The organism is Magnetospirillum sp. WYHS-4 (assembly GCA_039908345.1).
GTDB lineage: Bacteria > Pseudomonadota > Alphaproteobacteria > Rhodospirillales > GLO-3 > JAMOBD01.
Window position 1 is genome coordinate 11,425 of the sequence record JAMOBD010000008.1, and the last position, 22,658, is coordinate 34,082.

The following is a 22,658-nucleotide window of genomic DNA, read 5'->3' on the forward strand; positions in this document are numbered from 1 at the left end:
CCGCCGATGTCCGATTCCGTTATGGCTTCCCACATCTTGCTGATGTACCGGGGCTCCATGCGCTCCACCGCCTCCCGCACCAAGGAGGACGCCCTCGCCAAGATGGAGGAGATGAAGGTCGCCCTCGACAAGGGTGCCGACTTCGCCGACTTGGCACGGACCAATTCCGATTGTCCCTCGGGCGAGGAGGGCGGCAACCTGGGCCTGTTCGGCCGCGGCGAGATGGTCCCGGAATTCGAGGCGGCGGCTTTCGGCCTGCCTGTGGGGGGCGTCAGCGGTGTCTTCGAAACTTCCTTCGGCTACCACATCGTCAAGCGGACGAGATGAGCTTGTGGCGACCGGCAGCCACCGCCCTGGCGATCCTCCTTCTCGCCGGGCCGGCCCTGGCGGAGGAATGTCCCAAGGGTAAGGTTCGGGGCGGGAAGGGCGAGTGGGTGCTGGCGCTGAGTTGGCAGCCTGCTTGGTGCGAGACCCAATCCGGCGACCGGCGGGCCCGCCCCGAGTGCCTTCTCGATTACCGCGGCACGGAGGGACTGACCCTTCACGGCCTCTGGCCCCAGTGGGGGGAATACTGCCAGTCCGACCTGTGCGGCCGGGACCGTTGTGCCCTGCCGCCGGTACCGGGCGTCGCATCTGAAGACCTCGTCTCCGTGATGCCGGGAGCCCTGTCTCGCCTCGATCGCCACGAATGGGCCAAGCACGGGACTTGCTCCGGCCTGGCGCCACGGGCCTACTTCCGAACGGCGACGGAATTGGTCCGGGCCGCAAGGGCCTCCCGCCTGGGACGGCTGCTGGGCGAGCGCATGGGCGCTCGCGTGAAGCGCGGAGAACTCTGCGATGCCTTCGGTCGCGACTTCGGCGAAGATCGTCGGGGGGCGCTGTCGTTCGACCTGGAGAAACGGGGCCGCGATCTTTATCTGGCGGAAGTCCGGGTCCGCATGGTCGGCGATGTTCCCGGCTGGGACAAGGCCTCCATTCCCGTCGGGCGCCAGGGTGATTGCATGCGTCCCGACGACCGGGAATTCCTCGTCGACAGGTCCGGTTTCCAGACCGGCCAGACACCTAACGAAGTACGTCCAATCTGCCGGTAAGGGCGGCGTCGTCGTCCCAGGAGAGCGCAATGGTCAGCACCTCGACCCGCGCCCGCCAACCGGGCGGCAGCCGGACCGCATCCTTGGCGGTGGTGACCAACGGCAGGCCCCGGGCCGCCAGGGATTTCAGGTCCGCTTCCGTATAGGGATGGTGGTCGGGAAAGGGCCGGGCTTCCGCCAAGCGGCAGCCGAGGCCGCGCAGGGTGGCGAAAAACTTCTCCGGCCGTCCCAGGCCGGCAAAGGCCACCAGTTCGCGGCCGCGGAGTCCGGCCGCTTCCGGTCCCGGCGTCACGCAGGCCCGCAGCACCGGCAGGTTTCCGAAATCGAGCCCATGCCGGTTCTCGCCCACCAGTACCACGGCCTGCGCCCGTGCCAGGCCCTGGGCGACCGGTTCGCGAAGAGGACCGGCCGGAAAGACACGGGCATTGCCGAAGCCCGCTTCCCCGTCCACCACCACCAGGGAGAAATCCTTGGCGAGGCTGGGATTTTGGAAGCCATCGTCCATCACGAGAAATTTGGCCCCCGCCGCTACGGCCGCTCGCGCCCCGGCAACCCGATCGGCGGCAACCCAGGTGGGGGCTCGCTGGGCGAGCAGCAAAGGCTCGTCACCTACCCGATCCGGTCCATGGACCGCCGGATCGACCCTCAAAGGACCGGTCTCGCGGCCCCCGTAGCCGCGCGACAGGAAATGGACGTCGGGCAGCCGGCGAGCCAGATCGAGGGCGACCGGCGTCTTGCCGGCCCCACCCATCGTCAGGTTGCCGACGCAGACCACCGGCACCGGGGCGCTCCAAGGGGTGGCGAAGGCGAAGCGGGCCCGCAGCCCCAGACCGTAGAGGCTGCCCAGCGGCCCCAGCAGGGCGGCGAGCCTTCCGTCTTGCTGCCAGAAGTCAGGCGCCCGCATGGCCGGGAGGCTCCAGGAAAGGCAAGAGGGCCTCCATCACCGCATCCAGGGCACCGGCCTCGGAATCGGCGAAGGCGCGGGCGGCCTCGCCGGCGCGACGGCATGCCGCGGGATCGGCGAGCAGGCGGGCGACGGCCTCGACCAGGGCGCCTTCGTCTGCCGCTTCCCGTGAAGCGCCGGTCTCGGCCATGCGCCGGATCATCTCGGCGAAGTTGCCCATGAAGGGGCCATGCAGCACGGCACAGCCTAGACGAGCCGGCTCCAGCGGGTTCTGTCCACCGCCCGGCGGCAGCAGGGACTTGCCCATGGCGGCGATGCCGGCCAGGCGGTAGAACAGGCCCAGTTCGCCCATGGTGTCGGCCACATAGACGGCGGTTTCGGGGACGATGGCCTCGCCGGCCGAACGCTGGGCAACGGCCAGTCCCATCTCCTCCATGTCGGCCGCTACCTTGCCGCCCCGTTCGGCGTGGCGGGGCACGACAAGGGTCAGCAGGTCGGGAAAGCGTTCCGCAAGCCGCCGATGCACGCGGGCAACCAGGGCTTCCTCGCCCGGGTGGGTGCTGGCGGCCAGCCAGCGGGGCCGTCCGCCCAAGGCTTCCTCCAGCCGCTTCAGGTCGGCATCGGAACAGGGCAGCGGCAAGGCGGAGAACTTCAGATTGCCTCGGCATTCGGCCCGGCGGGCGCCCAGGGCGCGCAGGCGCTCGGCGTCGGTCTCGGTCTGGCCCAGGCAAAGGGCGAAACCGCCCAGCAGGCGACCGATGGACTCGGGGAACCAGCGCCACCGGGCGAAAGACCGGTCCGAGATCCGTCCGTTGACCAGCACCATGGGCACCTGCCGGGCGGCGATCTCGCAAAGCAGGTTAGGCCAGAATTCCGATTCCGCCCATAGCACCAAGCCGGGGCGCCAATGGTCGAGGAAGCTCTCCACATAAGGCAGAAGGTCGACCGGGACGAACTGATGGAAGGAGCCGGCCGGAAGGCGGTCCGCCATCAAGGCCGCCGAGGTCACGGTGCCGGTGGTGACCAGCACCGACGAACCCGGCCGGGCGGCCAGCAGCCGTTCCGCCAAGGGCACCACGGACAAGGCCTCGCCGACGCTGGCGGCATGGATCCAGGTCAGGAAGCCTTCGGGGCGAGGCCGGCCGGGCAGGCCCAGGCGCTCGCCGAAACGTTCGGAATCTTCCTTGCCGCGCGCCATGCGGGCCGCCAGATGGCGGCGAATGAGTGGCGTCGCGGCGGAGGTCAGCCAGCGGTAGGCCGTAAGCATCATGCCGAGCCCTCCCGTGTCCAAAGGCGGGCGTCGGGTTCCACGCTTGCCTTGCCGCAAAGGGCATCGGCTTCGGCGGTGATGGTGTTCAGCGCGGCCTCGATGGCCAGGCGCGCCTGTTCCTGGGTCGCCGCGTCGGCGTCGCGCGCCACCCGAATGGGTTCGCCCCAGACGAAAGTTCCGGCGGAAAAGGGGGCCGCCACCAGGAAGCGGTCCCAGGACCCCAGAAGCCGGCCCTTGGCGGCGGAGAAGGTGCAAGGGATGACGGCGGCGCCCGATAGGCGGGCCACGGCGACGATACCGTCGCTGGCCCGCATGCGCGGCCCGCGCGGACCGTCGGGGGTGATGCCGACGCATTCGCCGCCCTTCAGCTTCTTCAGCATGGTGCGCAGCGCCTCCAGGCCCCCCTTGCTGGAGGAGCCGGCCACCGTATGGATGCCGAAGTGGCTGACCGTGTGGGAAATCAGCCGCCCGTCGCGGTGCTGGGAAATCAGCATGTGGATGGGCTTCGTGCGGTCCCAGCAATAGGGCATCATCAGGATGCGGCCGTGCCAGAAGCAAAGGATGAAGGGTTCGCCCCGGTCCCAGAAGGCGCGGGGGACCTCGCCCCGTACCACCCGCCAGCGACCGCCGGCATGGACAAAGCGGATGTACTGGGCGCCCAGCCAGCAGACGAAGCGCCGGAATCCCTCGCTTTTCAGGACCCGCTTGAGGAGGCTCACCGGGTTGCCTCCTCCTCGGCGAACTGCAGGGCGTGCAGCTTGGCATAAAGCCCGCCCTTGGCCAGCAGGTCGTCGTGGCGGCCGGTTTCGGCGACGCGGCCTTCGGCGATCACGTGGATCAGGTCGGCGTCCACCACCGTGGACAGGCGGTGGGCGATCACCAGGGTGGTGCGGCCCTTGACCAGTTCCTTGAGCGCCGTCTGCACCTTGCGTTCGGATTCGGTATCGAGGGCCGAGGTCGCCTCATCCAGCAGCAGGATGGGGGCGTTCTTCAGCATGGCGCGGGCGATGGCCAGACGCTGGCGCTGGCCGCCCGACAGCTTGACTCCCTGTTCGCCGACCACTGTTTCGTAGCCCTGCGGCAGGTCCATGATGAAGTCGTGGGCGGCGGCGTGGCGGGCGGCATCGACGATCTCGTCCTCGGTGGCGCCGGCCCTGCCATAGGCGATGTTGGCCCTTACCGAATCGTCGAAAAGAGTGATCTCCTGGCTGACCAGGGCGATGTTCTGGTGCAGCGAAGCCAGCGTCGCCTCGCGGATATCGGCGCCGTCGATGGTCACCCGGCCCGATGTCACGTCATAGAAGCGGGGAATCAGGTTGAGGATGGTCGACTTGCCGGCTCCCGACGGTCCGACCAGGGCCACGGTCCGGCCGGCCGGAACCTCGAGGTCGAGGCCGATCAGGGCCGGCTTGCCCGGCTCGTAGGCGAAATGCACATCCTCCAGCCGCAAGGCCCCGGTGGTGACCGTCAGCGGCTGCGCCCCCGGCTTCTCGACGATGCTGGACGGCACGTCGAGCAGTTCGAACAGCCGCTGGGCGCCCGCCAGGCCCTCCTGCAGGCTGGCGTTCAGGTTGGCCAGGCGCTTCAGGGGCTCGTAGGCCATCAAGAGCGCCGTGATGAAGGAGAAGAAAGCGCCCGGGGTGGTCCGGGTCTCGATCACCTGGTAGCCGCCGTAGATGATGACCACGCAGACCGCCATGCCCCCCAAGGTCTCCATGATCGGGCTGGACAGAGCGCGGGTACGGGCCGACTTGAGGCTCAAGCGATAGATGCGCTCGACGACACCGCCGACGCGGGCCTTCTCGTAGTCTTCCATGCCGTAGGCCTTGACCACGCGAATGCCCTGGATGGTCTGTTCGAGCAGAGTCATCAGCAGGCCGGTCTCCTCCTGGGTGTTGGCGGTCACCTTGCGCATGCGCTTGCCCAGACGGGCGATGGGATAGACCGCCACAGGGAATATGAAGAACGATACGGCCGCCAGTTCCCAGTTCTGGACGAACATCACGGCCACCAAGCCCACCAGGGTCAACAGATCCTTGCCGAAGCCGGTCAATCCGTTGGATACCGCCATGCGCATCATGCCGATATCCTGGGTGAAGCGGTTGATCAGGCGACCGGTCTGGTTGGTGTGGAAGAAGGTGAGATCCATGCGGACCAAATGGGCGTAGAGCCGGTTCTGGTTGTCGGAGATCACTTTGAGTCCCAGGCGGGCCATGATGACCGCCTGGGCATAGCTGGCGGCTCCCTTGGCAAGGAAACTGCCCACCACGGCGAGGCTCAGGGGGATCAGCATGTCGGCCCGCTTCTCGACGAAGATCCAGTCGACCACCGGCTTCATCAGCCAGGCGTTCAGCGCCGTGGCGGCCGCCATGGTCGCCATACAGATCAGCGCCAGCGCGATCCAGCCCTTGTAATGGCGGATGCTCTCGCGCCACAGGCGGGCAACCAGGCTCCAACTGCTTTGATGGCGATAGGACAAGGGCGGAATCCGAAGGTTTGGCCAGGGCCGACCATAACACGCGAGAACCGGAGGGCCAACGGTTTGGGCGGGCGACTCCCTTGGCTTTCGGCAAGGAAAAGGGGCGCCGATCCCGGCGGGGTATGGGAAAGCGGACCATACCTCGTCCGGAACCGGCGCCCCGAGGGAGGGGGAGCTGCGGGGCGGAGCCGCGCATCACCCCTCGGACGGATACAGCCGCTCGTATCCGCGCGTGACCTTGGCCACGTAGGCCGGGTCGTGGTCACGCCAGTAGCGGGGATCCTTCATCATCTCCCTCAGTTGCTGCTCGGTCTGCATGTCGTCGCCGCGGTGCTCGACCCGGCCAAGCCCGGGTTCCGAGCGTGCCTCGGCCATCATGCGATGCAGCGCCAATACCCCGTCGTAGCTGGAAGCGAGGGCGTGGAAAACGTCCTGGGTCAGGTTGGCCTTGCCCCAGGACGAGAGTTGCTGGGACATCTCGCTCCACTTTTCCTGTCCGCCGAAACGTTCGGCCAGGCGGTCCACTTGGCGCTGGGTCTCGAACGCCGTGGCCATGCGGCTGACGATGGGGCCCAGGCGTTCCGTGGCCAAGTCGTAGACCAGTTGCGCCTGCTGGCGGCTGAATCCGGCTTGGTGCAGGCGGGCGTTGACCTCCTTGTCGATCTCGAACTGGGGGTCGGCGATGGCGATCTCGTAGCCGTCGGGATCGTCCGGAACGTCCGGACGGGGCGTGCCCGTGGCGCCCAACTTGCGTTCCAGTTCCTGGTAGGACTGGATCAGGGCCTCGGCGCGCAACTGCCCGGTCGTCGGATCGCGGAACTTGGGGGGAATGGCGAAGCCGCCTTCGGCGGGTTCTGCGGACGCCGGGGCCGGAGCAGGGGTGGAGTCGGAGACGGCGGCCGCCGGGGCCGCCGTCTCCATTCCCGTGTCGGGAATGAACATCTCAGTCATCGTCTTCTCCTCTATCGGAATAGGAAGGCCGGGGCGGAGTCGCCGAGGCCGTGGGCCTGCATCCCCTGCCGCGTTCGACCATGTGGAGGATGTAGGACACGAGTTGCCGCTGTCCCTCCAGGTGACGGAGGTAGGCGTCGTCGACGGTAGGGCCGCAGGCTCGTTCCAGGGTCACGGACCGGAGGTGGGACAGCACCCACTCGCCGTCACGCCCCCGGAGGCAGCGGGCGAAGGCCAGGGCCAGATCGGGATCGCTCCCATCCTGGGGCCGGGTCCAGCCGGAGCCGGGGTCAGCGCACCCCATGGCCGCCTCCCTGCGCCATCGCGCCGCCCTGGGGGGCTTCGGCCAGGGCAGGACCCAACGTGGCCAGGGTTGCGGCCGGATCGGCTTCGTCGGCCTCCCGGATCAACTCGCCCGGCACGCCGTAGGCGCGGCCCAGCCAGCGGGCCGCGGCGGCATGGTCGACCGCCACGGCTCCCTGCGGACCCAGGCTGGCCAGAGAGTTGAGCCAGAGCAGGGTGTTCTGCGCCTCGTTTTGGGCCTGATGGCGGGCCAGCGGCGACTTGTATTCCAGGTCGACGGTGCGCCCGTCCAGGCTTATGCGCAGCACTTCGCCGCGCCGGGACAGGATGGCTAGCGCCCGGGCCACCAGCGGCGTCAGCAGTTCGGACTGCAGCCGGCCGTAGGTGGCGCCCAGGATGCGAGCCATCTCGGCCGCCCGCTCCAGGACTTCGGTGGCGGTCATTTTTGGACCCTCGATCTGCCCCAGCCGGTCGGCCAGGAGGGCCTGGCGGATGCGTGCGTGGAGCTGATCGAGCACCAGTTGCGAGATGTCGAACCGGCCCGGCGCCTCCAGCGGCGTGAGGCCCGCGGAGCCGACGGCCTTGGGGATGATGGCGCCCGGCACCAGCTTGATGTTGGCCGGGTTCAGCACCCCGTCGTCGTCGGCCTGCCAGATGCCGGTAACGGCGATGGAAGCGTTCTTCAGGACCAGTTCGACCACCTTGTTGGCGGTCTTGATGTCCGGCAGAGTCTTCATCACCGGCGAGCGTCCATAGACCTCGCCCGGCGCCTTGAGCCAACGGAAGTTGATGAAGGGGGAACTGGCGAAGCGGCCCTTCTCCAGTACCGTCGGCTCGCCGATCCGGGACTGCTCGGTTTCGGCGACCGCCATGTAGAGGAAATCGCCCCGGTCGGGATCGGGCACCACCGCCTCCACCAGGGCGATGCGGTAGTCCAGGTCCTTTTCCGCCCGTCGCTGGGTTTCCTCGGGCAGCTGGGCCTTGGGAAAGCGGCTGCGGAACTGGGTGAGGGTCAGTTCGCTCCGCCGGAAGGTGGTGGTGAGGCGGCCGAAGGCGTCCTCCTCGAACACCACCTGCCCCAAGGGCACGGCGGTGAACTGGAAAGCCGAGGCGGCCCCTGGCGGGGCCTCCTCGAACAGCAGGCAGGCGGTTCCCGCCGTCACCAAGTCCAGGTAGCATTGGTGGATCTCGACCGCGAAGTTGGAACGGTCGAAATGCGACTGCAGGGTCGCCCCGGTCTTTTCCAGTTCGGGGGCGACGAAGTCGCGTTCGGCGCCTTCGATGTCCCGGCCGGGCGCCAGCCCGAACCAGCGCGACCAGGGGGGAGTCAGTTGCGACAGCATGCTGGCCGCCAACTGGTCGACGGCGTCCGGAGCCGTGCCGTCGAAGAGCTTGTCGCTCTTCTTTTCGCCCGGCTCGCGGTTGCTGAGGATGGCGTCGCGCAAAGGCAGGGCATAGTCGTAGCATTCCTGCCAGTGCGCTTCCCAGGTGGAGCGCCGCTCTTTGGCGCGGGTATAGCGGTCCACCACGGTCTGGGGCGCGATGTCGTCCATGGTCACTCTCCCAGGAGATGTTGCTTGCCCGAAGGGGTGGCGGTCGAACCGTCGAGGATGCCACGCTCCGATGTCAGGTTGAGACCGGAGCGGCCGCGGCGGCGACGCTCGATGGCCTCCAGGCGCCGTTTGCGGTCCTCGGCCTCCGGATCGGGAGGAGGAGGCGGTGGCGGGGGCGGCGGTGGCGGGGGCGGCGCGGAGCCGAAGATTCCACCCATGGGGAGTCTCCTTTCGTTCACGGTTGGGGAAAATGAAAAAGCCGCCGCGGCGGCTGCCGGGGCGGCGGAAAGACGCCGGGCGCACGTGTCCCGGTCACGGAAACGACCTTAGGGCCACCGAAGGGCGCAGTCAAGGACATTTTTCGAACATAAAGACTTTTGTCTCTATGTTCGCGCCGAAGGCAAGGCTGCCGCTCGAAGGAGGGGCGCCATTTGTCGACGCCTCTGGAGGGGCCTTATGTGATGAGGGGGTGTCGTCTTGCCGTATCGATAACAAACTGAGTTGATCTGGTTAAATAGATCGGGGAACAATCACCTTCATGCCTCAGGCGTGACCGGCCTCGTCCGACAGCATCCGCGGATCGATGCCCAGCTTGCCCATTGCGCGTTCCCATTTGCCGTCCAGGTCGGCATCGAAGACCAGGTTCTCGTCCGGCGGCACGTGCAGCCAGCCGTTGTTCTTGATTTCCGTATCGAGCTGCCCCGGCCCCCAGCCGGCGTATCCCAGGGCAATCAACCGGCGGCGCGGGCCACCGCCTTCGGCGATGTCGCGCAGGATGTCCACCGTGGCGGTGAGCGCCACAGTTTCATCCACAACCAGGGTCGATTCGCCCATGTAGTCGGCGGAATGAAGCACGAAGCCGCGTCCTCCCTCCACCGGCCCGCCGAAATGGACCACGATGTCCTTGCCCTCGGGCACCGGGGGAATGTCGAGTTGCTCCAGGATTTCCGGAAAGGTCATGGAATCCAGGGCCCGGTTGATGACCAGTCCCATAGCACCCTCCGGTCCATGGCCGCAAAGATAGATCACGGTCTTGGCGAAGCGGGGATCGGGCATGCCGGGCATGGCGACCAGAAGTTGGCCGGCAAGACTCATGGTCTCGTCTTGGGTCAGGGCGGGGGAACGGGTCATGGGCGGCTTTCCTTGCTCGGCGCCATTCTCGCATAGGGTCCCCGCCGGGAAAAGAAAAACCGATTTTTTGCTGGGGGCTAGGGCGTGTCGTCAGTTAGGAGATTTCCGAGATCGGGGGGGCGCCGACGCTGGCCTTGCCCAGCAACCCCGCCGCCTCGGTGAGCAGGAACCCCCGGAAGGCATTGGCGGCGGGGGGCAGGGACTTGCCTTTGCGGTGCACGACGTACCAGTGGCGCAGGATGGGGAATCCCACCACTTCCAGCGCCACCAGGCGCCCTTGGGCCAACTCCATCTCGATGGCGTCGCGGGGCAGCAGCCCCAGCCCCAGGCCGGCCTGAACGCTTTGCTTGATGGCTTCCAGGCTTTTCATCTCCATGCCCGTTCTCAGCTTCAGGCGATGATCGCGGAAGAAGCGTTCCATGGCGCTGCGTGTCCCCGAGCCCGGCTCCCGCACCAGGAAGACCTCGTCCTCCAGCCGCTTATGGGAAATGGCGGAAACGCCGGCCAAAGGATGGTCGGGGGCGGCGGCGATGACCAGCGGGTTTTCCATGAAGGGCCCCGCCTCCAGTTCCAGTCCTGCCGGCGGCTGGCCCATGATCGCCATGTCGACTTCGTTGTCGCGCAAATGCGCCAGAGCCTCTTCCCGGTTGGTGACGTCCAGGCTGACCGTGATTCCCGGATAGCGGCGCGAGAAGGTGCCAAGAAGCCGGGGCACGAAATAGGTGGCGGTGGAAATGGCCGAGATGGTGAGTCGCCCCCGCTCAAGGCCCTTGAGGCGATCCAGCACTTCCTCCAACTCGTCCAGTTGCTGGGTGAGCGCGCGGGCCTGGCGGTAGACCTCCTCGCCCGCCTCGTTGAGGCGCAGGGCGCGCCCCGCCTGCTCGAACAGAGGCAGGCCAAGCTGGGCCTCCAGCTGCTTGACCTGCATGGAGATCGCCGGCTGAGTCAGATGCAACTCCTCGGCGGCGCGGGTGAAGCTCTTGTGGCGGGCCACGGCGGCGAAGGCGCGAAGCTGGCGCAGGGTTACGTTCATGGCCGCACAACATAAGACATGCTTATGCTTGCCATCAACACATTTTGTTTTTCTTATATAAGCGCTTTCGCTATAGTCCGCGCCATCCAAACCGCCACGGGGGCGGGCTCATAATCATACGTCGCGAGGAGACACGGCCATGGCGCTGCTCGATCAGTCCAAGCGTTACGCGAACCTGAAACTGAAGGAAAAGGACCTCATCAAGGGCGGCCGGCACGTGCTCTGCGCCTACCTGATGAAGCCTAAGAAGGGCTACGGCTATCTGGAAGCGGCCGCCCACTTCGCCGCCGAATCCTCGACCGGCACCAATGTGGACGTCTGCACCACCGACGACTTCACCAAGGGCGTCGACGCGCTGGTCTACGAGATCGACGAAGCCAAGGAGCTGATGAAGATCGCCTATCCGATCGAGTTGTTCGACCGCAACATGATCGACGGCCGCGCCATGATGGTTTCCTTCATGACGCTCACCATCGGCAACAACCAGGGCATGGGCGACATCGAATACGCCAAGATGCTCGACTTCTACATGCCGGCGGCCCTGCTCCGCCTGTTCGACGGCCCGGCCTGCAACATCAAGGACATGTGGCGCGTGCTCGGCCGCGACCTGGATAACGGCGGCATGGTGGTCGGCACCATCATCAAGCCGAAGCTGGGCCTACGTCCGAAGCCGTTTGCCGATGCCTGCTACATGTTCTGGCTGGGCGGCGACTTCATCAAGAACGACGAGCCCCAGGGCAACCAGGTCTTCGCGCCGACCCGCGAGGTGATTCCCCTGATCGCGGACGCCATGAAGCGCGCCCAGGACAAGACCGGCGAGGCCAAGCTGTTCTCGGCCAACATCACTGCCGACGATCCGTTCGAGATGATCCGCCGCGGCGAATACATCCTGGAGGAATTCGGCGAGAACGCCGACCATGTGGCCTTCCTGGTGGACGGCTACGTCGGCGGCCCGATGTCGGTGACGCTGTGCCGGCGCTACTTCCCCAAGCAGTTCCTGCACTACCACCGCGCCGGCCACGGCATGGTGACCAGCCCGCAGGCCAAGCGCGGCTACAACTCCCTGGTCCACATGAAGATGTCGCGCCTGCAGGGCGCGTCGGGCATCCATACCGGCACCATGGGCTACGGCAAGATGGAAGGCGATCCGGCCGACAAGCTGCTGGCCTTCATGCTGGAGCGCGACGCCGCCGACGGCCTCTACTATCATCAGGAATGGCACGGCATGATGGCGACCACGCCGATCATCTCGGGCGGCATGAACGCGCTCCGCCTGCCCGGTTTCTTCGACAACCTGGGCCATTGCAACGTGATCCAGACCTCGGGCGGCGGCGCCTTCGGCCACAAGGACGGCGGCACGGCCGGCGCCATCTCGCTCAAGCAGGCGCGCGATGCCTGGATGAAGGGCGTCGACCTGGTGACCTACGCCAAGGATCACAAGGAACTGGCGGGCGCCTTCGAATCCTTCGCCCACGACGCCGACAAGATCTATCCCGACTGGCGCAAGAAGCTGGGCAAGAAGCACAAGTAGGCTTCTCCCGAACACGGATAAAGAAACGGACGGCCGGGGATGGCGACATCCCCGGCCGTTTCCCTTTGGACATCATGGGGACGGTGCATCTCGCGGGCGGTCCGGCTATTCTGGCTTACGCGCCCACGACATCCAGCTGCGAGGCCGCCTTGTGCACCGTCGTCGTCCTATTCCGCCCAGGCCATGACTGGCCGCTGCTGTTTGCCGCCAACCGCGACGAAATGGCCGGTCGGCCGTGGCGGGCGCCGGGCCGTCATTGGCCGACGCACCCGGACGTCGTCGGCGGTTTGGACGAACTGGCCGGCGGCACCTGGATGGGGCTCAACGGGAAAGGGGTGGTGGCGGCCATCCTCAACCGGCCGGGGACCCTGGGCCCCAAGGCCGGCTTCGCCAGCCGAGGCGATCTGCCCTTGATGGCCCTGGACCATGCCACGGCTGCCGAGGCGGCTGCCGGACTGGGCGGCAGGGACGCCAGCCTCTGGCGGCCTTTCAATCTCCTACTGGCCGATTCGACGGCAGCCTTCTGGGCACGCTGGGACGGAATGGACTTGGGGGTTCAGGCGATCCCGCCCGGCCTCGCCATGCTTACCGCCCACGACCTGAACGACACGGCCGCCTCGGTACGGATGCGCCGCTACCGCCCGCGGTTCGAGGCGGCCTCCGTTCCCGATCCGGAGCGGGGCGACTGGCGTAGCTGGCAGGATCTCCTGGCGTCCCGGGAAACGGACGGCGGGCCGCACGGCGCCATGACGGTGGCGATGGCGGACGGCTTCGGGACCGTCTGTTCGTCCCTGTTGGGCCTGCCGGCCAAGGGTGCCCCGGTATGGCTTTTTTCCGCCGGACGGCCGGGGGAAGTCCCATGGCGGGAAGTCGGGATCGCCGATGACCCCTTGCACGCGGTGCCGTCTATCCTTGGGCGACGGGAAGGCTGAAAGAGAAGGTGCTGCCCCTGCCGGGCTCCGCGTCGACCCAGATGCGGCCGCCGTGGCGTTCGACGATTTTCTTGCAAATGGCGAGCCCGATGCCGGTCCCGCCGAATTCTTCGCGGGTGTGCAGGCGCTGGAAAACCTGAAAGATGGTCTCGAAGTGCCGAGGGGCGATGCCGATACCGTTGTCGCGGACCGAGATCACCCATTCTCCGTCGCGCGGTTCCGCCTCCACCCGCACCTCCGGCCGGCGACCCTGCGACTGGTACTTGATGGCATTGCCGATCAGATTCTGGAACAGCCGTATCATCTGGGCGCGGTCGCAACAGACGCGGGGGAGCGGGACGCTGGCGACGGCAGCCTCCGCCTCGTCGACGGCGGCCGAAAGATTGGCGACGGCGGCGCGGAAAATCTCGTCCAGGGATTCCTCCGTGAAGGCGGCGCCCTTGGTTGTGATGCGGGAGTAGTCGAGCAGGTCGCGGATCATCGCCTGCATGCGCTTGGCTCCGTCGACGGCAAAATCCATGTATTCTGCGGCGTCGGGAGCCAATTGCCCGGCATGGCGGCGCTGCAGAAGCTGCACGTAGCTGGCCACGGTGCGAAGAGGTTCCTGCAGGTCGTGGGAAACGACGTAGGCGAATTGCTCCAATTCCCGGTTGGACCGCTCCAACTCCTGGCGGGTCCGTTCGTGTTCCGAGACCTCCTCACTCAACTCCTGGGTCCGTTGCCTGACTCTTTCCTCCAGCTTCTCGCCGGCATCGACCAGTTGGCGCAGGTGCATATCCTGGCGAGACAGAAGCTCGTTGAAGGCCAGGGCGAGAACGTCGAGTTCGTCGCAGGCTTCCGCGTGAATACCCGGCCTGCTAGTATCCAGCCGCTTGCCCAGCGCCCGAGGATCGGTTCCGGTCAGGAATTCCGCCATCCGGTGCAGGCGCGTCCCCACCAGCCGCTGGTAGAGAATCAGGATGCAACCGGCGATCACCGCCACGACGACGAGTTGGGAGACCAGGATGCGGAGGGCTTCCAGGCGGAATTTGGCGAACACCGGGTCCATGTCGACGACCAGGACCAAGGTGCCAAGGTTCACCGGCCGGTCCCGGAAGGTGGCCTCGATGGGCCGCCGCCTCTCGAGGGTCCGGGCCCCCGCGGGAGGCGGGAGACCGGCGGAAAGCGGGGAACGTCCCTCGCGTTCGATCCGGGCCAGAGCCACGCTGCCGTGATTCTTGAGGCCGTTCAGATGGCTCTGCAGGAGGATGGTATCGCCGAGCCAGAGGGTTTCCCGCAGGACCGGAAGGCTGGTTTTGAGGATTTCGTCTATGCCCCTTTCGATCTCGGCCGTCTGCTGATGGTAGGACTGCAGGATGGAGAAGCCGCTCAGCAGCAGGGCCAAGACGAGGCCGATCACCGATGTCACCAGCATCAGGCGGCGGCCGAGACGGAACGGGAGGTAGAGCCTGTCGTCGTTCATGGCCCGGCGCCCGGCGGCTCGAAGCCCGCCACCCGGAAGGCGGCCGCATAGGTTCCGTCCGCTTTGATGGTCCGGATCGCCTCCGCCAAGGGTGCGGACAGCGCCCCATGGCGGCGGTTGAGAACGATGTGCTGCGGAATGACCAGCAGGGGCGGCTCGATCACCCGCCCCCCGGCCAGGGTCATGTCGCGCATCTGGCCGATGCCGGTCAGCCGCTCGTAGACGACCGTGTCGACCTTGCCTTCGGCCAATAAGGAAAAAAGGACATCGGGGCCACGCACCCGCAAGACCTCGGCGGCCCTTACCCGATCCTCCAGGATCTTCCATCCCAGGATATGGCCGACCCGCAGAGATGCCAGATCGTCCCACCCCTTGACCGCAACCTCCGGCCGGATGGCGAAGCATTGGAAGGAGAAATCGTAGAGCGGTTCGGCCACGGGCTCGAGGTTCGGATAGCGTCCCGCGACCGCGGCGGGAATGCGCAGGATATCGCCGTCGGTGGTGCCTTCGTCGGCACTGACCAGGGAGCGTTCGCAGGGCAAGGGGACGATGCAGGCCTTGCGGCCGATGCGGCGAAAGGCTTCCACCACCAAGCGGTCGAGAATGCCGGCGCCTTCGGTCGTGGACAAGGGCGCGCGATGGCAGGAACCGACCACGATCTCGCACTCCGGACCGGCCACCGCCGGACCGGCGGGAAACCCAAGGCACAGAACGACGACAAGTACCCGAATGACTCGCCCGCCCGTCATGACTCCCGCTCCGCCGATAGAATACTTGCCGCCTACGCCCAAGATAACGGGGACGCCGGCGACCGAGAAGCGCCAAGGCGTCCTCCGTCCCGTGCGTTCTGTGGATACCATTGATCGCCTTATGGGAATGAGGCAGAAACGTCGCAGGATCACCCGCCCGCTTCGAGGAGGCTCCATGCCCCGTGCCCGTCGCTCCGTCGCCTTCGCCCTCATGGCCCTGGCCGCTCTCCCCGCTACCGCCCAGGCGCCCTATCTGGTGCCCTTGGACGACGAGTCGATCTCCGGCCTGATGGAAATCGGCCGCCTGCTGCTACCCCAGGCCAAGCTGCCCGATGGCGGCGCTATTCCGGCCGAAAGCGAAGCGGACCGCAAGACGCCGCTGTTGCCATCGGCGGACGCCCGGCGCGTCGTCGAAGCGGGGCAGGTCTCGGCGGCCGGCGACTGGTGCGGACTGGAATGGGTGGCCACGGTCCGCGATCCCTTTATGGAGGCGGAAAGGAAGAAGAAGTGGTCGCCCAAGCAGATCGCCTTCATCGGCGTGCTGCACGACACCGCCCAAGGCGCTTGGTCGGCCGAGTTGGAACGTACCGGCCAATGCGGCCAGCCGGACAAGGCGGCGGTGCAAAATCTGATCAACAAGTTGAAACGCTGAGATGACCATCGCGCTGACCGTCCTGGGACGTGACCGTTTCCCCGCTTGGGTGAAGCGCCAGCCGGCGCGGGTGCGTCGATGGCTGGAAGCCGCCGGCTTCGTTCCCGAGCCCGAGGCCGGAGCCGCGATCCTCATTCCCGAGGAGGACGGCTCGATCAAGCGCGCCGTCGCCTGCCTGGGCGAAAATGCCGGCCCCTGGGATTGGGCGGCCATCGCGGCCCGCCTGCCGGCCGGAATCTACCATCTGGACGGGCCGGTGGCTCCGGATTCGGAAACGGCAGCCCTGGGCTGGCGGCTGGCGGCCTACCGCTTCGGGCGCTACAAGACATCCGCCGGCAAGCCCTTGGCCGAACTGGCCTGGCCGGCCGGTTGCGACCGCGACGCGGTGCTGCGCCTGGAAGGGGCCATCATCCTGGTCCGCGACCTGATCAACACGCCGGCCGAGGACATGGGGCCGGGCGACCTGGCCGGCGCGGCCCGGAACCTCGCCAGGCGCCACAAGGCACGCCTTTCGGTGATCGAAGGCGAGGCCTTGTTGACCGGGAACTACCCCGCCATCCATGCGGTGGGACGCGGCGCGGTCCGCCAACCGGCCCTGATCGACCTGCGCTGGGGGCCGGAAACCGCACCCCGCGTCACCCTGGTGGGCAAGGGCGTCTGCTTCGATTCGGGCGGCTACGACCTGAAGACCGCCGAAGGCATGCGGCTGATGAAGAAGGACATGGGCGGCGCGGCCCACGTTTTGGGTCTGGCCTCCCTGGTGATGGGAGCCAAGCTCAAGGTCCGCCTGCGGGTGCTGATTCCGGCGGTGGAGAACATGGTTTCCGGCAACGCGCTCCGGCCCGGCGACGTGGTGCGGACCCGCAAGGGTCCGACCGTCGAGATCGGCAACACCGACGCCGAGGGCCGGGTCATCCTGGCCGATGCCCTGGCCGAAGCCGCGCGGGAGCAACCGGAACTGCTGGTCGATTTCGCCACCCTGACCGGCGCCGCCCGGATCGCTCTGGGCACGGATATTCCGGCTCTCTTCTGCAACGACGATTCGCTGGCCGGCGACCTGTTGGCCTGCTCCGCGGCGGAAGGGGACCCCCTTTGGCGCCTGCCGCTCTGGCCCGGCTACGCCAAACAGGTGGAAAGCAAGGTGGCCGACCTGACCAACAACCCCGATGGCAGTTACGGCGGCGCCATCACGGCGGCGCTGTTTCTCCAACGCTTCGTGGGGCCTGGAATTCCTTGGGTTCATCTCGACCTCATGGCTTGGAACACCAGCGCCCGGCCGGGCCGTCCCGAGGGCGGGGAGGCCCAGGCCCTGCGCGCCCTGTTCGCCTTGCTGGAAACTAAATTCGGCGACGGACGGAATTAGGGTTGCCGCGCCGAGGGCGAATCGGATAGAAGTTCCGTCACCGGAACGATACGGGGGCGGTATGGCGATCGAGCTTACGGAACTTCAGGCCCTGGACCTTTGGCGGCGCGCCATCGTGGACAGCGTGCGGCGCGACGCTCCGGACCTGTCGGCGCGCCAGATGGCGTTGCTGCTGACCGTCTACCTGACCCCCCCTCCTCATACGGTGCGCGGCTTGGCGGAGACCATGAACGTCTCCAAGCCCGCCATCACCCGCGCCCTCGACCGTCTGAGCGAACTGGAGCTGGTGCGCCGCAAGCCGGACGAGACCGACCGGCGTAGCGTGCTGATCCAGCGGACGGTGCGGGGTTCCGTCTTCCTGCGCGAGTATGGCGAATTGATCGTCGCCGCCGGGCGCAAACTCCAGGACTGAATGAACGGGCACTGAACGGACGTCTCAGCTTCGGTTGAGGTGTCGTGGCGTAGCTTCGGGCCATGATCGACAGCCCGAGTCCCGCTATGCCCATTCCCGAAGGAAAGCCCATCGTCTGGGATCTTCCGATCCGCCTGTTCCACTGGAGCCTCGCGCTCCTGGTGGCGGCCGCGGCCATCACCGGATTCCTGGCTCCCGCCTGGTGGCTGGATGTCCACGTCTGGGCTGGTTGGGGAATCGGGGCACTGCTGGTCTTCCGGCTGGTCTGGGGGCTGGTCGGTTCCGAGCACGCCCGCTTCCGGCACTTCCCCGTTTCCTTCCACGCCATCTTCGGCCATGCGGTCGAGATGATCCGCCTGCAGGGCCGTCCCCATCCCGGCCATACTCCCCTCGGGGCGGCGATGGTGGCGGTCCTGCTTGTGGTCTTGCTGGGGCTGGTGGCCACCGGCGCCATGGTCCTGGGCGGTCAGGAGAAGATCGGTCCCCTGGCCGGATTCCTGTCCTTCGCCGCCGGCCATGGCGGCAAGGAAGTCCACGAAGCCCTCGCGGTCGGACTGCTGGTCCTGGTCGGCCTCCATGTCGCCGGTGTCGTCGTGGAAAGCTGGCTGACCCGCGAGAACCTGGTGCGCGCCATGGCCAACGGCCGCAAGCGCGCCCCCATTCCCCGTCCCGCCCGCCGGGGGGCTCTCGCCCTGGCCGGCTTCGCCATCGCCGGGACGGCCGGCAGCTTGGCCCTGTTGGCAGCGGTGCCGCCCAAAGGCATCCCCGACATGCCCCGCCTGGCCGCTTTCGAGAAGGAATGCGGCGCCTGTCACGGGCTTTACCACCCGAGCCTGTTGCCGGCCACGTCGTGGGAGGCGCTGATGGAGGACCTTTCCGACCACTTCGGCGAGAATGCCAGCCTGCCGCCCGCCGCTGCAGTGGCCATCGCCGCCCATCTGCGGACCTACGCCGCCGAATCTTGGGACAGCGAGGCCGCCAACCGCCTGCGCCAAGTCTCGGCCGAAGAGCCGCTGCGCATCTCCGGATCGCCCTTCTGGCGGCATCGGCACCGCAAGATCCCGGATGCCGTCTTTGCCGCCAAGCCGGTCTCCAGCCGCGCCAACTGCTTCGCCTGCCATGGCGACGCCGCCGGGGGCCGCTTCGCCGATACCGCCATCCGCTTTCCCAAGGAGACCTCGCAATGAAGAAGCCCTTCGCTGTTGCCTTGATGACCCTGGCCGCCCTGCCCGCCCTGGCCGGGTCGCCCGCCCGCGACACCATCCTGGCCGGCTTGGCCACCGAGGCGAAAAAGGCCGATCCGTCGTTTGCCGGCTTCTCGGCCGACCGGGGTGCTTCCTTCTTCGGCGCCACCCAGAAGGGCGGCAAGCCGGACACCCCGTCCTGCACCTCCTGCCACGGGACGACCCCGGAGGCGACCGGCACCACCCGGGCCGGCAAGCCGGTCGAACCCTTGGCAGTGTCCAAGGTTCCCACCCGCTATACCGACCCCGAGAAGGTCGCCAAGTGGTTCCAGCGCAACTGCACCAGCGTGCTGGGGCGCGAATGCACGGCCCTGGAAAAGGGCGACTTCATCACCTTCATGGCCACCCGTTGAGGAGATCTTCCATGCTCAAGCACATCCTTCCCGCCACCCTGCTGCTGCTTGCCGCCACGCCGGCCCTGGCCGGCGGCAAGATGTTCCCGCCGACGGCCGACCCGGTCGTCAAAAAGGAATGCGGCGCCTGCCATATGGCCTACCAGCCGCAATTGCTGCCCCGGAAGTCCTGGGAAGCCATGATGGACCGCTTGAGCGACCATTTCGGCGAGAACGCCAGCCTGGACGACAAGACCCGCGACGCCATCAAGGCATATCTGACGGCCAACGCCGGGGACGGCGGCAAGTGGCTGCGCGGCGTGAACACCGCCAATCCGCCCCAGCGCATCAGCGAGATGCCGCGCTTCAAGAAGGAGCACGGCGAAGGCAAGGTCCAGCGGATGAAGGAGAAATCGGGCGTGAAGACCTGGGCCGACTGCGTCGCCTGCCACAAGCAGGCCGACCGGGGGTACTACGAGGACGATTGAGGCGCGGACGGCGGGCGGGATACAATCGGGCCCGTCCGCCACTGGAAGGAAAGAGACCCGCATGCGGTTTCTTCTTGTCGTCCCGCGGTTCATCACCGGTGCCCGCCAGACCTACCATTTCCCCTTCGGGATCGCCTACGTCTCGGCGGTGCTCAAGCGGGCCGGCCACGAGGTCCATTGCCTCAACCTCAACCACCAGGATGGACGCCCCGCCGATGTGGTCGGCCAGGCGGTTCGCGCCCTTGATCCGCAGGTTCTGGCGACCGGCGGCATCTCGCCCCATTACGGGCGGGTGAAGGATATCCTGTCCGCAGGCCGGGCTGCCAAGCCCGGCCTGCGGACCGTGATCGGCGGCGGCCTGCTGACCAGCGCGCCCAACCAGGTGGCCCGGATGCTCGACCTCGACATCGGCGTGATCGGCGAGGGCGAGGAGACCGTCGTCGACTTGGCACGCGCCTTGGAACACGGGGAGGACCTGGCTTCGGTCGATGGCTTGGTGATCCGGCGCCCCGACGGAACCTTCGCCAAGACGAGGAACCGAAAGCCCGTGAAGGATCTCGATTCCCTTCCCTGGCCGGATTACGATGGCTTCCAGGCCCGATTGTTGGTGGAATCACCGCCCGACGGCTCGAACTACTTCCAACAGGCGGTCGAAAGTCCGCGTACTCTGGCGCTGATCTCCAGCCGCTCCTGCCCTTTCGCCTGCACCTTCTGCTTCCATCCCAACGGCCGCGTCTATCGGGAGCGGGGCCTCGATGACGTCTTCGCCGAACTCGAATTCCTGGTCGACCGCTACGGCGTGAACGCGGTCTGGGTGCTGGACGAACTTTTCGCGGTCCGCCACGAACGGCTGGTCGATTTCTGCCACCGCATCGCGCCCATGAAGTTGAAATGGATGGTCAGTCTCCGCGTCGGCGAGGCCGGGGCCGAGACGCTCGACATGATGCGCGACGCCGGCTGCGTCTTCATCGGCTACGGCTTGGAAAGCGCCGACGACCGCATCCTGGCGAGTATGAAGAAGAAAACCACCCGGGCCCGGATGGAAGATGCGTTGCGTCTCACCTACGAGAAACGAATGGGCATCATCGGCAACTTCATCTTCGGCGATCCGGACGAAACCATCGAGACCGCCTCCAACACCATCGACTGGTGGGGACGGCATCCGGAGTACCGGATATCCCTCGTCCCCCTGCTGGCCTACCCGGGGACACGAGTCTTCGAAGATGCGCTGGCGACCGGCAAGATCGCCGATTTCGAAACGGCCTTCACGACTCCGCTCTACAACCTCACCGCCATGCCGGACGAAGACTACACCCGGATGATCCAGAAGCTCCGGGTGTTCGGAGAGACCTTGCTGCTCCCGGCCGAGGCGACCGCCTGCAAGCGTCAAGAAGACGACGGTTCCCTTTACCGCATCGACTGGCTCTGCCCACGTTGCGGACAGGAAAACCGGCACGGCGATGTGGATGCCATCTACCCCTTCCATTACCAGAAGGTCAATCTGACCTGCCGATCTTGCCTGGCGCGGTTCGATCTGCCCAATCCGATCCGCGAACCCTGGCGCGACCCCGAGGCCGAGGCGCTCCAGGCCGAGGCGACAAGGTGGCGGCAGGCCGGCGACATCGCCAGGGCGACCCAGGGCTATGAAGCGGTTCTTGCCCGCCCCTATCCTCCGGAAAAGATGGATCGGCCCGAGGCCTTCATCCAGGCGGCTCTCGATCTCGGCACCCTCGCCCTCGGCCAGAACCAGCCGCGCAAGGCAGTGCATTGGATCGGCGAGGCCCTGCTGCGCCGTGCCTTCGACCCCACCACCCACTTGGCCTATGCGGTGGCCCTGCTGGCCGAAGGTTGCCACGATGCGGCGGCCCTGCATCTGGATCAGGCCCGGCGCCTAGCCCCCAGGGCCCAGGGAGCCTTGGCCGAGCGGATGGCGGGACTGCGGCGCCTGGTGGCCGAGGCCCGGCGCGACGCCCCGGGTCTCGCCTATTTCACGCCCCCTACTTCCCCGCCTTGACGTCCATCTTTTCCAGGTTCGCCCGCGCGGCGGCCGCGGTGTCGCCATCCGGCGCATTGCGCAGCAACTGCATCCAGTCCTGGCGGGCGCCGGCATCGTTGCCTTTCATTCGGCGCAGGATACCCCGTTCCAGGAGCCCTTCCGGATGGTTGGGATCGAGAGCCAGCGCCCTTTCCACATCGGCCAGGGCCTTGTCGAGGTTGTCCAGGAAACGATGCGCCGAGGCCCGGAAGACCAGGGCGTCGGGGCGATTGGGCAGCAGGCCGACGGCACGGTCCAGGTCCATAACGGCCGACTTGTAGTCGTTGCGCCCGGCCCGGATGACCGCCCGGTCGACGAACAGTTCGGCATTGTCGGGCTGGAGGACGAGGGCCGACGAGGCCACGGCCTCCGCCCGTGCCATGTCGCCGCCCAGCATCCAGGCCTGCGCCGCCTGGGCCAGGACCCTGGCCTTGAAGGCGGCATCCTGCTTGAGGGTCTGGGCTAGATTCTCCAGGCGCTTCGCCGCCTCGGCCGGGCTGCCCAGGTTGAGCAGCGCCACCGCCGCGCAATGGTCGGCCGCCGGACCGCCCCCCAGATCCCGCCAGGCCACGGCGCGGTCGAAGGCTTCCTTGGGCTTGGTGCGCGCCTCGTTCATGCAGGCCGCGTATTCCCGGGCACGGTCGACCTCGGCCGCCTGGCCGGCGAAAGGCAGAAGACAGAAGACAACGGCGAATGCGCGTTTCACGGACATGGCTTCATCGGGTAGACTCCGGCGGGAAACT

General features: G+C 67.1%; 24 protein-coding genes. 11 read left to right on the forward strand and 13 right to left on the reverse strand.

Translation table 11 applies throughout. From position 1 onward, the window contains the following. The first annotated feature begins 6 nt into the window (after positions 1–6). Positions 7–327, forward strand: coding sequence for a peptidyl-prolyl cis-trans isomerase (locus tag H7841_04335; protein ID MEO5336111.1), 321 nt, complete (start codon positions 7–9; stop codon positions 325–327). Beyond that, on the forward strand, positions 324–1,091 hold the full coding sequence (locus H7841_04340; protein MEO5336112.1) for a hypothetical protein: 768 nt from the start codon (positions 324–326) through the stop codon (positions 1,089–1,091). Before H7841_04335 ends, H7841_04340 begins: the two co-directional genes overlap by 4 nt. Here the strand turns inward: H7841_04340 and lpxK are convergent. From lpxK to H7841_04390, 10 genes are all read right to left on the reverse strand, one after another. Continuing rightward, on the reverse strand, positions 1,063–1,995 hold the full coding sequence (lpxK, locus tag H7841_04345; GenBank protein MEO5336113.1) for a tetraacyldisaccharide 4'-kinase: 933 nt from the start codon (positions 1,993–1,995) through the stop codon (positions 1,063–1,065). The genes H7841_04340 and lpxK overlap by 29 nt on opposite strands. After that, complete coding sequence (locus tag H7841_04350) at positions 1,982–3,265, reverse strand: 3-deoxy-D-manno-octulosonic acid transferase (protein MEO5336114.1); 1,284 nt, start codon at positions 3,263–3,265, stop codon at positions 1,982–1,984. Before H7841_04350 ends, lpxK begins: the two co-directional genes overlap by 14 nt. Then, complete coding sequence (locus H7841_04355; GenBank protein ID MEO5336115.1) at positions 3,262–3,984, reverse strand: lysophospholipid acyltransferase family protein; 723 nt, start codon at positions 3,982–3,984, stop codon at positions 3,262–3,264. The genes H7841_04350 and H7841_04355 overlap by 4 nt, the downstream gene beginning before the upstream one ends. Further along, positions 3,981–5,744, reverse strand: coding sequence for an ABC transporter ATP-binding protein/permease (locus H7841_04360; GenBank protein MEO5336116.1), 1,764 nt, complete (start codon positions 5,742–5,744; stop codon positions 3,981–3,983). Before H7841_04360 ends, H7841_04355 begins: the two co-directional genes overlap by 4 nt. Before the next feature lie 195 nt (positions 5,745–5,939). Then, positions 5,940–6,695 carry a hypothetical protein gene (locus H7841_04365; GenBank protein MEO5336117.1) on the reverse strand — a complete coding sequence of 252 codons (756 nt, stop codon included), beginning with the start codon at positions 6,693–6,695 and terminating at the stop codon, positions 5,940–5,942. Beyond that, positions 6,688–6,999: a hypothetical protein gene (locus H7841_04370; protein ID MEO5336118.1), complete on the reverse strand. Its 312-nt coding sequence runs from the start codon at positions 6,997–6,999 to the stop codon at positions 6,688–6,690. The genes H7841_04365 and H7841_04370 overlap by 8 nt, the downstream gene beginning before the upstream one ends. Continuing rightward, positions 6,986–8,551, reverse strand: a complete 1,566-nt coding sequence (locus tag H7841_04375) for a portal protein (GenBank protein MEO5336119.1) — start codon at positions 8,549–8,551, stop codon at positions 6,986–6,988. Before H7841_04375 ends, H7841_04370 begins: the two co-directional genes overlap by 14 nt. A gap of 2 nt (positions 8,552–8,553) precedes the next feature. Continuing rightward, the gene (locus H7841_04380; protein MEO5336120.1) at positions 8,554–8,769 is read right to left on the reverse strand and encodes a hypothetical protein; all 216 of its coding nucleotides are present in this window, start codon (positions 8,767–8,769) and stop codon (positions 8,554–8,556) included. A 325-nt stretch (positions 8,770–9,094) separates the two neighbouring features. After that, positions 9,095–9,682: a YqgE/AlgH family protein gene (locus H7841_04385; GenBank protein ID MEO5336121.1), complete on the reverse strand. Its 588-nt coding sequence runs from the start codon at positions 9,680–9,682 to the stop codon at positions 9,095–9,097. A 94-nt stretch (positions 9,683–9,776) separates the two neighbouring features. Next, positions 9,777–10,715 (reverse strand): LysR substrate-binding domain-containing protein, encoded by a 939-nt coding sequence (locus tag H7841_04390; GenBank protein MEO5336122.1) that lies wholly within the window; start codon positions 10,713–10,715, stop codon positions 9,777–9,779. 139 nt (positions 10,716–10,854) lie between these two features. On the opposite strand from H7841_04390, the gene H7841_04395 reads away from it, so the two are divergent. Together H7841_04395 and H7841_04400 are read left to right on the forward strand one after the other, a co-directional pair. Further along, positions 10,855–12,246 (forward strand): ribulose-bisphosphate carboxylase, encoded by a 1,392-nt coding sequence (locus H7841_04395; GenBank protein ID MEO5336123.1) that lies wholly within the window; start codon positions 10,855–10,857, stop codon positions 12,244–12,246. 149 nt (positions 12,247–12,395) lie between these two features. Beyond that, positions 12,396–13,178, forward strand: coding sequence for an NRDE family protein (locus tag H7841_04400; GenBank protein ID MEO5336124.1), 783 nt, complete (start codon positions 12,396–12,398; stop codon positions 13,176–13,178). On the opposite strand, the gene H7841_04405 is transcribed toward H7841_04400, so the two are convergent. Together H7841_04405 and H7841_04410 are read right to left on the reverse strand one after the other, a co-directional pair. Then, positions 13,153–14,640, reverse strand: coding sequence for an ATP-binding protein (locus H7841_04405; GenBank protein ID MEO5336125.1), 1,488 nt, complete (start codon positions 14,638–14,640; stop codon positions 13,153–13,155). The two genes, H7841_04400 and H7841_04405, sit on opposite strands and share 26 nt — an antisense overlap. Further along, entirely contained in the window at positions 14,637–15,389 is a 753-nt protein-coding gene (locus tag H7841_04410; GenBank protein MEO5336126.1) for a transporter substrate-binding domain-containing protein, read from the reverse strand. Before H7841_04410 ends, H7841_04405 begins: the two co-directional genes overlap by 4 nt. A 175-nt stretch (positions 15,390–15,564) precedes the next feature. On the opposite strand from H7841_04410, the gene H7841_04415 reads away from it, so the two are divergent. The 7 genes from H7841_04415 to H7841_04445 all read left to right on the forward strand — a co-directional run bounded on the left by H7841_04415 (position 15,565) and on the right by H7841_04445 (position 21,894). After that, positions 15,565–16,041: a hypothetical protein gene (locus H7841_04415; protein ID MEO5336127.1), complete on the forward strand. Its 477-nt coding sequence runs from the start codon at positions 15,565–15,567 to the stop codon at positions 16,039–16,041. A 1-nt stretch (position 16,042) separates the two neighbouring features. After that, entirely contained in the window at positions 16,043–17,404 is a 1,362-nt protein-coding gene (locus H7841_04420) for a leucyl aminopeptidase family protein (protein ID MEO5336128.1), read from the forward strand. A gap of 61 nt (positions 17,405–17,465) precedes the next feature. Beyond that, complete coding sequence (locus H7841_04425) at positions 17,466–17,816, forward strand: MarR family transcriptional regulator (protein MEO5336129.1); 351 nt, start codon at positions 17,466–17,468, stop codon at positions 17,814–17,816. Positions 17,817–17,902: 86 nt separating this feature from the next. Then, positions 17,903–19,003, forward strand: a complete 1,101-nt coding sequence (locus H7841_04430; protein MEO5336130.1) for a cytochrome b/b6 domain-containing protein — start codon at positions 17,903–17,905, stop codon at positions 19,001–19,003. After that, the gene (locus H7841_04435; protein MEO5336131.1) at positions 19,000–19,413 is read left to right on the forward strand and encodes a DUF1924 domain-containing protein; all 414 of its coding nucleotides are present in this window, start codon (positions 19,000–19,002) and stop codon (positions 19,411–19,413) included. The genes H7841_04430 and H7841_04435 overlap by 4 nt, the downstream gene beginning before the upstream one ends. Before the next feature lie 11 nt (positions 19,414–19,424). Then, positions 19,425–19,880: a diheme cytochrome c gene (locus H7841_04440; GenBank protein ID MEO5336132.1), complete on the forward strand. Its 456-nt coding sequence runs from the start codon at positions 19,425–19,427 to the stop codon at positions 19,878–19,880. 61 nt (positions 19,881–19,941) lie between these two features. After that, entirely contained in the window at positions 19,942–21,894 is a 1,953-nt protein-coding gene (locus tag H7841_04445; GenBank protein MEO5336133.1) for a cobalamin-dependent protein, read from the forward strand. Here H7841_04445 and H7841_04450 read toward each other — a convergent pair. Beyond that, entirely contained in the window at positions 21,878–22,621 is a 744-nt protein-coding gene (locus H7841_04450; protein ID MEO5336134.1) for a tetratricopeptide repeat protein, read from the reverse strand. The two genes, H7841_04445 and H7841_04450, sit on opposite strands and share 17 nt — an antisense overlap. Positions 22,622–22,658: the final 37 nt, after the last annotated feature.

Coding starts and splice junctions, on each gene's coding strand:
- H7841_04335 (MEO5336111.1), top strand. CDS start 7: ATGTCCGATTCCGTTATGGCTTCCCACATCTTGCTGATGTACCGGGGC.
- H7841_04340 (MEO5336112.1), top strand. CDS start 324: ATGAGCTTGTGGCGACCGGCAGCCACCGCCCTGGCGATCCTCCTTCTC.
- lpxK (MEO5336113.1), bottom strand. CDS start 1,995: ATGCGGGCGCCTGACTTCTGGCAGCAAGACGGAAGGCTCGCCGCCCTG.
- H7841_04350 (MEO5336114.1), bottom strand. CDS start 3,265: ATGATGCTTACGGCCTACCGCTGGCTGACCTCCGCCGCGACGCCACTC.
- H7841_04365 (MEO5336117.1), bottom strand. CDS start 6,695: ATGACTGAGATGTTCATTCCCGACACGGGAATGGAGACGGCGGCCCCG.
- H7841_04370 (MEO5336118.1), bottom strand. CDS start 6,999: ATGGGGTGCGCTGACCCCGGCTCCGGCTGGACCCGGCCCCAGGATGGG.
- H7841_04375 (MEO5336119.1), bottom strand. CDS start 8,551: ATGGACGACATCGCGCCCCAGACCGTGGTGGACCGCTATACCCGCGCC.
- H7841_04380 (MEO5336120.1), bottom strand. CDS start 8,769: ATGGGTGGAATCTTCGGCTCCGCGCCGCCCCCGCCACCGCCGCCCCCG.
- H7841_04385 (MEO5336121.1), bottom strand. CDS start 9,682: ATGACCCGTTCCCCCGCCCTGACCCAAGACGAGACCATGAGTCTTGCC.
- H7841_04390 (MEO5336122.1), bottom strand. CDS start 10,715: ATGAACGTAACCCTGCGCCAGCTTCGCGCCTTCGCCGCCGTGGCCCGC.
- H7841_04395 (MEO5336123.1), top strand. CDS start 10,855: ATGGCGCTGCTCGATCAGTCCAAGCGTTACGCGAACCTGAAACTGAAG.
- H7841_04405 (MEO5336125.1), bottom strand. CDS start 14,640: ATGAACGACGACAGGCTCTACCTCCCGTTCCGTCTCGGCCGCCGCCTG.
- H7841_04410 (MEO5336126.1), bottom strand. CDS start 15,389: ATGACGGGCGGGCGAGTCATTCGGGTACTTGTCGTCGTTCTGTGCCTT.
- H7841_04415 (MEO5336127.1), top strand. CDS start 15,565: ATGCCCCGTGCCCGTCGCTCCGTCGCCTTCGCCCTCATGGCCCTGGCC.
- H7841_04420 (MEO5336128.1), top strand. CDS start 16,043: ATGACCATCGCGCTGACCGTCCTGGGACGTGACCGTTTCCCCGCTTGG.
- H7841_04425 (MEO5336129.1), top strand. CDS start 17,466: ATGGCGATCGAGCTTACGGAACTTCAGGCCCTGGACCTTTGGCGGCGC.
- H7841_04430 (MEO5336130.1), top strand. CDS start 17,903: ATGCCCATTCCCGAAGGAAAGCCCATCGTCTGGGATCTTCCGATCCGC.
- H7841_04435 (MEO5336131.1), top strand. CDS start 19,000: ATGAAGAAGCCCTTCGCTGTTGCCTTGATGACCCTGGCCGCCCTGCCC.
- H7841_04440 (MEO5336132.1), top strand. CDS start 19,425: ATGCTCAAGCACATCCTTCCCGCCACCCTGCTGCTGCTTGCCGCCACG.
- H7841_04445 (MEO5336133.1), top strand. CDS start 19,942: ATGCGGTTTCTTCTTGTCGTCCCGCGGTTCATCACCGGTGCCCGCCAG.